Origin of the sequence: Deinococcus radiodurans R1 = ATCC 13939 = DSM 20539, from assembly GCF_000008565.1 — a bacterium.
In the GTDB taxonomy this organism is placed as follows: Bacteria; Deinococcota; Deinococci; order Deinococcales; family Deinococcaceae; genus Deinococcus; species Deinococcus radiodurans.
Window position 1 is genome coordinate 213,740 of record NC_001263.1, and the last position, 11,988, is coordinate 225,727.

At 63.6% G+C, this 11,988-nt stretch carries 11 protein-coding genes; 5 read left to right on the top strand and 6 right to left on the bottom strand.

The genetic code is table 11. The features are described 5' to 3' along the window. Positions 1–58: 58 nt before the first annotated feature. A complete protein-coding gene (locus tag DR_RS01090; protein WP_034350701.1) occupies positions 59–949 on the bottom strand; it encodes a GNAT family N-acetyltransferase in 891 nt (296 codons plus the stop codon). A gap of 316 nt (positions 950–1,265) precedes the next feature. Here DR_RS01090 and DR_RS01095 point away from each other — a divergent pair, with 316 nt between their 5' ends. Continuing rightward, on the top strand, positions 1,266–1,913 hold the full coding sequence (locus tag DR_RS01095; protein WP_027480171.1) for a DUF4258 domain-containing protein: 648 nt from the start codon (positions 1,266–1,268) through the stop codon (positions 1,911–1,913). A gap of 55 nt (positions 1,914–1,968) precedes the next feature. Here the strand turns inward: DR_RS01095 and DR_RS01100 are convergent, their stop codons facing one another. Together DR_RS01100 and DR_RS01105 are read right to left on the bottom strand one after the other, a co-directional pair. After that, positions 1,969–3,102, bottom strand: a complete 1,134-nt coding sequence (locus DR_RS01100; RefSeq protein WP_027480170.1) for a cysteine desulfurase family protein — start codon at positions 3,100–3,102, stop codon at positions 1,969–1,971. 139 nt (positions 3,103–3,241) lie between these two features. After that, a complete protein-coding gene (locus DR_RS01105; RefSeq protein ID WP_010886862.1) occupies positions 3,242–3,685 on the bottom strand; it encodes a SufE family protein in 444 nt (147 codons plus the stop codon). 94 nt (positions 3,686–3,779) lie between these two features. Between DR_RS01105 and DR_RS01110 the strand changes: the two genes are divergently transcribed. The 3 genes from DR_RS01110 to DR_RS01120 all read left to right on the top strand — a co-directional run bounded on the left by DR_RS01110 (position 3,780) and on the right by DR_RS01120 (position 6,921). Then, positions 3,780–4,640, top strand: coding sequence for a sulfurtransferase (locus DR_RS01110; RefSeq protein ID WP_010886863.1), 861 nt, complete (start codon positions 3,780–3,782; stop codon positions 4,638–4,640). Between the two features lie 291 nt (positions 4,641–4,931). Beyond that, complete coding sequence (locus DR_RS01115) at positions 4,932–5,372, top strand: hypothetical protein (RefSeq protein WP_010886864.1); 441 nt, start codon at positions 4,932–4,934, stop codon at positions 5,370–5,372. 214 nt (positions 5,373–5,586) lie between these two features. Next, positions 5,587–6,921, top strand: a complete 1,335-nt coding sequence (locus tag DR_RS01120; RefSeq protein WP_010886865.1) for a HEPN domain-containing protein — start codon at positions 5,587–5,589, stop codon at positions 6,919–6,921. On the opposite strand, the gene purF is transcribed toward DR_RS01120, so the two are convergent. Further along, on the bottom strand, positions 6,918–8,351 hold the full coding sequence (gene purF, locus DR_RS01125; protein ID WP_010886866.1) for an amidophosphoribosyltransferase: 1,434 nt from the start codon (positions 8,349–8,351) through the stop codon (positions 6,918–6,920). The genes DR_RS01120 and purF overlap by 4 nt on opposite strands. Positions 8,352–8,403: 52 nt before the next feature. Here purF and DR_RS01130 point away from each other — a divergent pair, with 52 nt between their 5' ends. Further along, complete coding sequence (locus DR_RS01130) at positions 8,404–8,814, top strand: endonuclease domain-containing protein (protein WP_227085978.1); 411 nt, start codon at positions 8,404–8,406, stop codon at positions 8,812–8,814. 185 nt (positions 8,815–8,999) lie between these two features. On the opposite strand, the gene purL is transcribed toward DR_RS01130, so the two are convergent. Together purL and purQ are read right to left on the bottom strand one after the other, a co-directional pair. Further along, a complete protein-coding gene (gene purL / locus DR_RS01135) occupies positions 9,000–11,243 on the bottom strand; it encodes a phosphoribosylformylglycinamidine synthase subunit PurL (protein ID WP_010886868.1) in 2,244 nt (747 codons plus the stop codon). Next, positions 11,240–11,905 (bottom strand): phosphoribosylformylglycinamidine synthase subunit PurQ, encoded by a 666-nt coding sequence (gene purQ, locus DR_RS01140; RefSeq protein WP_027480167.1) that lies wholly within the window; start codon positions 11,903–11,905, stop codon positions 11,240–11,242. Before purQ ends, purL begins: the two co-directional genes overlap by 4 nt. Positions 11,906–11,988 lie beyond the last annotated feature (83 nt).

An 11,988-nucleotide genomic window follows, 5' to 3' on the forward strand; every position in this document is an offset into this window, starting at 1 on the left:
TGCTAGGGCGCGGCGGCGCAGGCGTTTGTGGCGCGTTCCGGCGTGTTCCTCAACTGGCTCAGGCTTCCTCGTCCCCCTCACGCAGCGACGTGACCACCGCGCGGCAGTGGGACAGGCCCGCGCGGGCATAGAGCTGTCGGGCGGCGCTCATGTGGTCGTGGGCCCGCGCCCGCAGCGTGCGGATTTCGGGCGACTGCGCGGCCTCGGCGGCGGCCAGTGCGAGCAGTGCTCGTCCTAGCCCTTGCCCCCGCTGCGCCGGATGCACGGCGAGGTGCGTCAGCTCGGCGCGGCTGTCCGGAGCGCACAGCTCCAGCTCGGCAAAGGCCACCGGGCGGCCCTCGCTGTCACGCAGGGCCAGCAAACGCACGTCCTCGCGGGCAAAATGGGCATCGTACTGCTCGGGTGACCAGTCGAGGCGGGCGGCCCAGGTGTCCTCGGCGGCGCGGTACAGGGCGCGGTACTCGGTCAGCGGCAGCTCGCGGGTCAGGGTATAGCCGGGCGGAAGCTGAGCCTTTTTTCCCGAACTTTTCTCTGACCCGGTGCGCCAGCGTTCCAGCGGGGCCGCGTAGAAGTCGGTGGTGTGCATCGGCGCGAACCCGGCGGCTTCGAGCGCCGAGCGCACCGGCAGGTTGTCGCGGGCGCAAAAGGCGTAGACCGGAGCGCCCTCGGCCTGCTGCGCGGCGCGGGACAGCAGGCCGCGCAGGTCGGTGCCGTGCTCGGCCAGCGGGCCTTCAAGCGCCAGCCCATCGCGGAAGGGGCTGAGGGCGCAGTAGGCCCGCACGCCCTCCTCGCCCTCGTCGACCAGCGCGGCGGGGTCTTCGCATTCCAGGCGCAGCTCGTTCAGGGTGCGGGCGTCGGGAGCCAGCACTTCGCGTTCGGGGGCCGCGTCCATCCAGTGCAGCAGCGCAAGCAGGTCGGGCAGGTCGGTGGCGTGCAGCGGACGAATCATGGCAGGAACCTCCAGCGAAACCCTCAACCCAGGTCATCCACCCAGGCGGGCGAGTGAGAACAGAATTTGATGTGTTGGACGCTCCCAGGCTAGCCCCCCGCCCCCCCGCCGCGTCTGTTCTGCGGCTCACTCTGCGCGCCCCGGCAAGCGTGCTAGCATCGCCCCATGCCCTGAACAGGGTACGTTGCCTGCCTTCCCACAAATGCGCCTGAGCTGCGCGTTTGAGGGAGTTTTTCGTTTAGGGAGGCCCAACGTGCGGCTGACCGGGGCGAAAAGCGAAAGATGCGGGCGGGCAACCTCCGGGAGGTGTTTTGCCGTGACCACGAAGTCCAGCAACTCTACGCGCACGCAGGCTCTGGAGCGCCGCCAGGCCGCCGAGCTCCGTGCCGGAACTGACCTGCTTACGCTGCGGGCGCAGCTGCACCGCGCCGAAAAGGAAGCCCGCCGCGCCCCTGCGCCCCCCCCGGCCCGGCCCAAATCCCAGACCCCCAAAGCCCAGCAGGCCGTCAAGCCCCAGCGCGCACAGGAACTCGCGGGCGTGGACACCGACGACTTCTTGCTGTCGCGCGCCCTGCGTCAGCTCCGCGACGCCGTGTACGACAGCCGCTATCACGTCTGTCCCCACGCCGTGCAGCACGCCCGCGCCGAGGGCTTTATGGAAAGCGACATCATGGACGTGCTGCTCACGGGCCGCGTCAGGGCGGTCTACCCCGAAGACCACCGCTGGCTGGTGTGCGGTTACTTCGAGGCGCACGGCATCCGGCTGCCGCTGCATGTCGCCGTGCAGCACTACCGTGACGGCCACATCGACATCGTGACCGCCTTCGTGCCCAAAAACCCCCACCACATCATCAGCCGCGCCCGCCTCGCCCTGCTCGTGCGCTACGACGACGAACAGGTGCGCTCCAAGGAGGCCGTCAAGGGCAACAAGGTGGGGTACAAGGGCAAGGGGGGATGGAAGTAAGAGAAGRAGGGCAGAGAGTTATAACTCTCTGCCCTTCACTTTGAGCCTGCCCCTTCTATCCCCGGCTCCACTCCGCCGCCTGCCGCAGCGCCGCCGCCGCTTGTTGCACTTCTCCCCGCGTGGTCGCCGCGCCAAAGGAAAAGCGCAGCGAGGCCCGCGCGTCGGCTTCGGTCAAGCCGATGGCCGTCAGCACGTGGCTGGCCTGCATGGTGCCCGCGCTGCACGCGCTCCCGGCGCTGGCCGAGACGCCGAGCATGTCGAGATTCATCAGCAGCGCCTCGCCGTCGGCACCGGGAATGGTCAGGCTGACCACTTTGGGTGACCCATCTGCCGGGTGGTTGAAAGTCAGGCCCGGGATTTCCCGCACCGCGTCCATAAACGCCGTTTGCAGGTCGCGCAGGTGAGCAAACGTCGCGGGCTGCGCCTCCGCCGCCTCGGTGAGCGCCACGCCCGCCGCGTAAGCCCCCGCCGTGTTCTGGGTGCCGGGGCGCAGGCCGCCTTCCTGCCCGCCGCCGAGGGTGACGGGCGGCAACTCGGCGCCGCGCTGTACATATAGCGCTCCCACCCCGCGCGGCCCGCCCCACTTGTGGGCGCTGAAGGTGGCGTAGGTGACGCCCCACTCGGCCAGATTCACCGGCAGCACCCCCGGCGCCTGCACCGCGTCGGTGTGGTAAGGCACGCCCCGAGCGGCGGCCACAGCGGCGAGGGCAGCGGTAGGCTGCACCGTCCCAATCTCGTTGTTGGCGTGGTGGATGCTGACTAGGGCGGTGTCGTCGCGCAGAGCGGCGCCGAGTTGCTCGGGCGAGTAGTGCCCGGCGCTGTCGGGTTCCAGCCACGTCACGTCCCAGCCGTGCGCCGCCAGATGCCGGGCGGGGGCCAGCACCGCCGAGTGCTCGGTAGGTGTGGTCACGAGGTGGCCGGGGCTGCCATGCCGCTCCTGCCACGCCTGCGCCGCGCCGAGCAGCACGTGGTTGTCGCCCTCGGTGCCGCCGCTGTTGAGCGTCAGCGTGCGCGGGTCCACGTCAAAAGCAGCCGCCATGCGGGCGCGGCCTTCCTCCAGCTTCTCGCGGGCGGCTTGTCCCGCTGCGTGCACACTCGCCGGGTTGCCCGGCAGCGCGGCAGCCTCGGCGTAAGCGGCCAGGGCAGCGGGGGTCAGGGGATGGGTGGCGGCGTAGTCGAGGTAAATCATCATTTGTCCTTTGCTTTGAAAGACCCCTCACCCCTTGCTTTGCAAGGCCCTCTCCCCCTGGTAGAGGGTCAACAACTGTGCCCTTGCACCCTCTACCAGGGGGAGAGGGGAGCCCCAAAGGGGCGGGGTGAGGGGTCGTTCAGCCCTCTGCGCCCGCCACGTCGCGCTTGAGGCGCATCAGAATCGCGCCCATGCCGCGCAGGCGCATCGGCGTGATGAGTTCGGTCAGGCCCATGTCCATGTAGAAGTTGTCGGGCACGTTCAGGATGGTTTCGGGCGTCTCGCCGCTCAGGGCCTCGTGCAAAATCCCGGCGTAGCCGCGCACGGTGGGGGCGTCTTCCGGCACCTTGAAGTGCAGGTTGACCCGGCCCGCGTCGTCCTGTTCCGTCACCAGGAAAAAGGGGCTGGTGCATTCGGGCACGGGCTTGAGGAACTCTGGATGTTCGGCGTACTTCTCGGGCAGTGGGGGCAGCTTGCGGCTGTATTCCAGCAGCGCTTGCAGGCGCATTGCCTTGGGCACGGTCTTGAACATGCCGACGATGTTCTGGAGTTTTTCCGGCAGGGGAGCGGCGGGAGCAGTCATGCCGCCAATCTACCCCGCACCCCCCCGGCGCGAGAGTGAGGTCTGTCCAGTTGACCTCTTTTGTCAATTGAGCGGGCGGGCTAGACTCTGAGCTATGGATTACGCCAAAGACGTGTTGGTGAGCACCGAATGGGCCGCGCAGAACCTCCAGACGCCGGGGGTGCGCTTTATCGAGGTGGACGAGGACATCCTGCTCTACGAAACCGGCCACCTGCCCGGCGCCGTCAAGCTCGACTGGCAGACCGACCTGTGGCACCCGGTGGAGCGCGATTTCATCGAGCCGCAGCAGGTCAGCGAGTTGCTGGGCAAGCTGGGCATCAAGGCCGACGACACCATCGTCCTCTACGGCGACAAGAGCAACTGGTGGGCGAGCTACGCCTACTGGTTCCTGACCTACAGCGGCGTGAGCAACCTCAAAATCATGAACGGCGGGCGTCAGAAGTGGGTCGCCGAAGGCCGCGAAATGACCACCGAAGCGCCCACCGTCACCGCGACCACCTACCCCGCCCTGCAACGCGACGAGTCGCTGCGGGCCTACCGCGATGAAGTGCGGGCGCACCTCGAAAGCGTGAACAACGGCCAGGGCGCGATGGTGGACGTGCGGAGCCCCGACGAGTTCTCCGGCAAGGTCACCCACATGCCCAACTACCCGCAGGAAGGCGTGCTGCGCGGCGGCCACATCCCCGGCGCCCGTAACATTCCCTGGGCGAAGGCGACCAACGAAGACGGCACCTTCAAGTCCGCCGACGAGCTGAAGGCGCTGTACGAAGGCGAAGGCGTGACCGCCGACAAGGACGTGATCGCCTACTGCCGCATCGCCGAGCGCTCCAGCCACAGCTGGTTCGTGCTGCGCGAGCTGCTGGGCTACCCCAAGGTCCGCAACTACGACGGCTCGTGGACCGAATGGGGCAACGGCGTGGGTCTGCCCATCGAAAAGACCTACAGCGAGGAATAAAACCAGTTGCGGTTGAATCGCTCGCCTGAGCGATGAAACCCGAGCGGAGCGAGCAGCAAAAGAGACGTGCTGCGGGAGATGGACTAAAATCCGGTGCTTTTCCGGGTTTTAGGGAATCGGACGCAGTACGTCTCAACCCCCGCGCTTAGCCCCCAATCCACTCTGACAGGCCCCTGACAGCCGCGCTCCGGCGCCGTGCGGGGGCCGTTCTTCACGCTTTTGGCGTCGGCAGCGGCGTTCCCCACCACTGGGGGGGGCGGTAGGGGGCAAGGCTGAAGTAGACTCTGCGGTATGAAGCTCCTGCTCCTCGCCGTGGTGGTTATCGTGGGCGTGCTGGTGGTCCTCAGCTTGCTGCGCAAAGGCACCGGCGCCGGTCCGGTGGGCAGCAGGCCGCCCGGCACCCGGCACCTGGACGAAGAAACCGCTGTCCGGCCCGACATTGACCCGCAGGCCCTCGCCGCCGCCCGCGCGCAGGTCGCGCCCACCGTGCCCGACGCCGTGCTCTCGGACGCACTGCTCGACGCCACCCCCAAGCAGGTCGCGCACCTGTTCTCCGCCGTGCCCGCCGATGTCATGGCGAACGCTATGGGGCAGAACACGGGCCGGGGCGGCACGGTGCAGGTGCAGGGCCAGGCCACCGCGCAGGACATGGCCCAACTGAGGAACCTGAGCAGCGCCGTGGACGAGCTGGACATCTGGAACTTCGGCGACGACACCAGCCACAAAGCCTGAGCAGGACAGGGGAATAAGAGAAAGACCGGGGAGGGTGGCCCGGTCTTTCTTGGTTTGGAAATGGGATGGGGGGTGGCGTCCGGCGCACCTTGATGCCGTGCGGGTGCGAAGGCGGGCGTGTGAGCAGTCGCACGACTACTCATAACGAAAGATTTGGTCTGACTTCGCCAAATGTTATGTTATATACGTAAACTTTAAGATATAATCCCTAAGCATGGGTGCTACAACAGACTTCCGTCGAGCTATTGAAGAGAATAGGCTTCTATATCTCTCAACTTTAGAAGCCTACCGGGCATCAACACGAGAGAACAACGCTGAGGAAAACGATCTAGTAAAGATTATTACTCAACCACGTAAAGATTTGGATATAGCATTTGTAAATCACAATTATTATATTACGAAGGAGAGGCATCTAAGATTAATGGGGAGCAATCAAATCTTTCTAAAAAAATCCATCGTTATAAATTTGATGTCAGCATTAGAGCAGTATCTAAAGGCTACTCTCAGGAAGGCATTCGCAAGTGCGCCAAAAATCTTCTCGAATGTAAAATCACGTCAAGAGCTGGAATTAGGATATATCATTCGTTTGGGGAGCTATTCGAATATCACCTCTGGATTTATAGAAAAGGAAGTCAGAAGAATAGGTGAGAGAAGTCTACATGAAAACGGGGACTTCTTCAAGAAAAACTTAGATATGGATTTTCAGAGACTTGGTGCAAGGTGGGATAGAATACTCCAAGCGTCAAAGTATCGGAATTCTATTATTCACCATAATTCCACCTTCGTAGATGAACTAGGCAGGGATCATAAAATAGATATAAGTCATTGGTTTATCATCCAACTAATGGACGATCTATATGCATTGAGCGTGGAAGTTGGCAGAAGTCTAAGGGAGAAAATTGAAAAATATAATGAATCCGCTAAATCTATTGAAGAGTCTGCTATTGTGCTGATTGTAATTGAATCGAGCCTATATGATGACTTCGTCGAATTTCGGCCCAACTATACTTTCTATGATTCATCTAATAAATTAAGACAATTTTCGGAACTAAACAAAGTTACGTACTCACGCGATCAGGGCAAAGTGTACGTCATGATAAGAGATAATTATAAAATCGTTTCCAGCTATATAGTAAATCTGAAAAAAAGGCACAAAGACTTAGATAGATCTGAGTTTCGCTATTACAAAATTTACAATGAAGATCCGAATAATTTAATACCAGACTGGCCAACTCTTGAAAAGGTTAGTATTGCTCTCGGCTATGGTCTGGAAGTAGAAGATATTATTACAGGGGTAAGCACAAGCTCACATGATACAAAGATTGTGGAAAGAGCAATACATATTATTGAAAATTCCTTACCTGAAAATGCTGTAAGGACTATAAGCACCTTGCTGGGGGACGATGAAATATTTGATAATCGCAAGGAAATTTTAGATATGCTGAGTGATGAATACCTATTTGATAGGTCTGCGCTTTCCGCTACGCTCCAAATAGTTGCTGCTCAAAAAATTCATTTATTGTTGTCAAACTTGCACCTCAGTTACTAGACTTCCAGCGCCAACTTATCCACATCATTCAACAGCGGTGTGCCTGCCGGGTAATCCCCCGTAAAGCACGCCGAGCAGAGGCCAGGGCCGCCGATGGCCTTGCGCAGCCCCTGTTCGCTGATGAAGGCCAGGGTGTCGGCGCCGATGAGGTCACGGATTTCGTCCACGCTGTGCGTCGAGGCGACCAGTTCCTTGCGGGCGGCGGTGTCGATGCCGTAAAAGCACGGGTGAGTGATGGGCGGGCTGGACACGCGGAAGTGCACTTCGGTGGCGCCCGCGTCGCGCAGCAGGTTGACGATCTGGCGGCTGGTGGTGCCGCGCACGATGGAGTCGTCCACCAGCACCACCCGCTTGCCGCGCACGGCGGAGGTGGGGGAGAGCTTCATCTTGACCTTCAGCTCGCGGGCTTCCTGCGTGGGGGCGATAAAGGTGCGGCCCGCGTAGGGGTTTTTGTAGAGGCCGTAGTCGAACGGGATGCCGCTCTCGCGGGCGTACCCGATGGCGGCGCCGATGCCGGAGTCGGGCACGGGCACCACGATGTCGGCCTCCACCGGCTTTTCGCGGGCGAGCTGCTGGCCCATGCGAATGCGGCTCTCGTGGGTGTCGATGCCGTCGAGCTGGCTGTCGGAGCGGGCAAAATAAATCCACTCGAACGAGCAGGGGGTGGGCTGGCGGGCCTCGACCATCAAGGAGTGCAGCCCTTCGCGGTCAATCCAGACGAGTTCGCCGGGCGCCACATCCCGAATCAGCCGCGCCCCGATGGCGTACAGGGCGCAGGGTTCGGAAGCCAGCACCCACGCGCCGTCCTCCCGCTGCCCGATAACCAGGGGCCGAACACCGTGCGGGTCGCGAAAGCCGAGAAGCTGGCTGCGGCTCATCAGCACGCAGGCATAGCCGCCGCGCAGGCGCTGCATGGCCGCCGCCGTCGCTTCCACGAGGTCCATGCGGCTCTCGCGGGCAATCAGGTTCAGCATCACTTCGCTGTCGTTGGTGGTGGCGAACAAGGCGCCTTCTTCCAGCATCTCGCGCCGCACTTCCAGCGCGTTGACGAAGTTGCCGTTGTGCGCCATGCCCAGAATGCCCTTGTTGGTGCGGGTGGTCAGCGGCTGGGCGTTGAAGCGCAGGTTGGAGCCGGTGGTCGAGTAGCGCACGTGCCCGATGCTGACCTGCGCGCCTGCCAGCCGCACGCTGTCGAGCCGCCGCTCGTCGAACACCTGCGTGACCAGCCCCAGGTCTTTCTCGACGTGAAAGCGGTCGCCGTCGCTGACGCACATGCCCGCCGCTTCCTGCCCCCGGTGTTGTAGGGCGAACAGGCCCAGGTAGGTCAGCCACGCGAGGTCGTTGGGCTGCGCAGAGTAGATGCCGAAAACGCCGCATTCCTCGCGGGGCTTGTCGAAATTCAGGTCGTGTTCGTGGAAGTGTTCAGACATGGGAAAATCCTTGTGTGGGGCGGGCGGGTTGGTCTGGACGCCCCCTCACCCCTTGCTGCGCAAGGCCCTCTCCCACCGGGGGAGAGGGGTAAAAGACACTAACTTTGTCGGTATGACGACGCGAGCGGTGCGAAAAGGAACGCTGCGGGCACGGGCATTGCGGCGCACCCAAACCGTGGAAGAAAAAACGCTGTGGCTGGCCTTGCGAAACCGCTTCTTGAACGTGAAATTCCGACGACAGTGGCCGATGGGCGGCTATGTCGTGGATTTTGTCTGTTTTGAGGCAAAATTGATTGTTGAACTGGACGGCAGCCAGCACGCCGAGGAAGCGGCGCGGGACTACGACGCTGTGCGGACTGAGTTTCTGGAAGCGGGCGGCTTCACCGTTCTCCGCTTCTGGAACAACGAAGTCCGCAAAAATCTGGAAGGCGTTTTGCTGGAAATTCAAAAGCGTTTGCCCTAGCTGTTCTGTCCCTCTCCCCTCGTGGGAGAGGGAGGGAGGCGCAGAGCGCCGGAAGGGTGAGGGGGCGCCCAGACCAGCGCAAATCTCGCTGAATCCGAGCGACAAGTGAGCCGGAACGCATCCCGCACGCCCCTTCACCCCATCCCTCTCCCATAGGGGAAGAGGGAGCCAGCGCCCCCCAGTCCTCACCCCAAAATCCCCTTCAAGGGCTCTTCCCACGCCGTTTTTAAACTCTCAAGGTTCACGCTCAAGTGTACGTGCTGCGCGGGGGCGGCAATCGTGACCTTCGGCGCTTCCACCGTTTCGCCCAGCACCGCGTAAGGCAAGCCGAGCTCGTCCAGTTTGGCCCCGGCAGCGGCGGCGTCCTCCACGGCCACGATCACGCGGCTGTGCGCTTCGCCGAACAGCAGGGCGTCGGCGCGGACACTCGCGGGGGCGTCCAGCGACACGTTCAGGCCCAGGCCCCCGGCAATCGCCATCTCCGCCAGCGCGACGGCCAACCCGCCCTCGGCGCAGTCGTGCGCGGTGTCGGTCAGGCCCGCGCGAATCAGGGCCAGCGTGCCGTCCACCACCTTCTGCGCGAGGTCGAGGTCAACCGGCGGTACCTGCCCGGCTTCCAGCCCATGCACCGTTTCGAGGTACTGCGACGCCCCGATGCTGTCCGACCACCCCTTTTCAGCACGGTGCCCGAGCAGCAGCAGCGTTTGCCCCGCCGCCTTCAGGTTCAGGGAGGCGCGCACGGTCACGTCGGGCAGCACGCCCACCATGCCGATGGTCGGGGTGGGGTGAATCGCGACTTTGTGGTCGCCCTCGGTGTACTGGTTGTACAGGCTCACGTTGCCGCCGGTCACGGGCGTGTTCAGGGCGCGGCAGGCGTCGGCGATGCCCTGCACGGCCTGCTGAAGCTGGTAGTACACCTCCGGGCGGTGCGGGTTGCCGAAGTTGAGGTTGTCGGTAATCGCCAGCGGCGTAGCACCCACACAGGCGAGGTTGCGGGCAGCTTCAGCGACGGCGGCGGCGGCCCCGGCGTAAGGGTCGAGTTGCACGAAACGCGGGTTGCAGTCGGAGGTGGCGGCCACACCCATCGGGCTGCCCTTCACGCGCAGCACGGCGGCGTCGGCGGCTCCGGGCACGACGACGGTATTGGTCATCACCTGATGGTCGTAGCGCTCGAAGATGGGCCGCTTGCTGGCGATGGTGGGGTGACTCAGCAGCTCCAGCAGCACCGCGCCGAGGTCGCCGGGCAGCGGCACGCCGCTGAGGTCGCGCTCGCGGGCGGCGCGGATGTCCGCCGATTCCACGCCCTCGCGGGTGTACTTGGGCGCCTCGTTCAGCAGGGCGACGGGCAGGTCGCACACCACTTCGCCTTTCCAGGTCAGGCGGTAGCGGTCATGGGCTTCCACCTCGCCAATCGTGACCACGTCGAGTTCCCACTTCGCCAGCAGGTCGTGCAGCGCCTGTTCCTTGCCCGGCACCGGCACCAGAATCATGCGCTCCTGCGACTCGCTCAGGCACAGTTCCATCGGCACCATGCCCTCCTCGCGGGTGGGCACCTTGTCGAGGTCCATCGTGATGCCCAAGCTCGCGCGGTAGGCCATTTCACAGGTAGAGGACACGAGGCCCGCCGCGCCCATGTCCTGCACGCCCGCCACCAGTCCGGCCTGAATGGCTTCCAGGGTGGCTTCCAGCAGCAGTTTTTCCATGAAGGGGTCGCCCACCTGCACGGCGGGGCGGTCGGCCTGCGAAGCCGCGCTAAGGTCCGCCGACGAGAACACCGCGCCGCCCAGCCCGTCGCGCCCGGTCTTGGAGCCCACATACACGATCTGGTTGCCGACTTCGCCCATGGTGCCCGTGGCGAGGTCCTCGTGGCGCAGCAGCCCCAGCGCCATCACGTTGACCAGCGGGTTTTCCTGATAGCTGGGGTGAAAAGTCACTTCGCCGCCCACCGTGGGCACGCCGATTGCGTTGCCGTAGTGCGCGATGCCGTCCACCACACCGTTCACCAGAAACCGGGTGCGCGGGCTGTCGGGGTTGCCGAAACGCAGGCTGTCGAGCACCGCGAAGGGCCGCGCCCCCATCGCAAAAATGTCGCGCAGGATGCCGCCCACGCCGGTCGCCGCGCCCTGCACGGGTTCCACCGCCGAGGGGTGGTTGTGCGACTCCATCTTGAACGCCACGCCCCAGCCGTCGCCGATGTCCACCACGCCCGCGTTCTCGCCGGGGCCTTGCAACACCTGCGGGCCGGTGGTCGGGAAAGCGCGGAAGAGGGGGCGGCTGTTTTTGTAGCCGCAGTGCTCCGACCACATTGCGCCGACGATGGCGGCTTCCAGCGCATTGGGTTCGCGGCCCAGTTGCGAGACGAACAGGTCGTATTCCTCAGTGGTGAGGCCGAAGGTGGCGGCCTGGTCACGTAAACTTTGAGAGGTCATTTCTTCACCGTCTTGAGACTTTCAAATACGCCCTTGCCATCTTCGCTCCCCAGCAGCAGCTCTACCGCCCGTTCGGGGTGGGGCATCATGCCCAGCACGTTGCCACGCTCGTTGACGATGCCAGCGATGTCATTCAGGCTGCCGTTGGGGTTGTCGGCGTAGCGGAAGACCACGCGGCCCCCCTCCTCCAGCTCGGCAATGGTGGCGGCATCGGCGTAGTAGTTGCCCTCGCCGTGCGCGATAGGGATTTCGATGATCTGGCCCGGCCCGTAGGCGCGGGAAAAGTCGGTGGCGTTGTTTTCCACCCGCAGATGCACCGGCTTACACATGAAGTGCAGTTCCTTGTTGCGGCTCAGCGCGCCGGGCAGGAGTCCCGCTTCGGTCAGCACCTGAAAGCCGTTGCACACGCCCAGCACGTAGCCGCCAGCCTCGGCGTGGGCCTTGACGGCGTTCATGATGGGGCTGCGGGCGGCAATCGCGCCGCTGCGGAGGTGGTCGCCGTAGGAAAAGCCGCCGGGCAGAAACACCAGTTCAGTGCCTTCGGGCAGCGCAGTTTCGGTGTGCCAGACGAACTGTGCGCCGTCGTCGAGCAGCAGCCGGGCGGCGTGCAGGGCGTCGGCGTCGCAGTTGGAGCCGGGGAATTGGATGACTGCTGTTTTCATAACGCCTCCGCGTTGAGTCCGCGCCAGCGGGCGAAACCTGAGCGGAGCGAGTAGGAGCAAAGGCTTGGGACGCGCAGTGGACG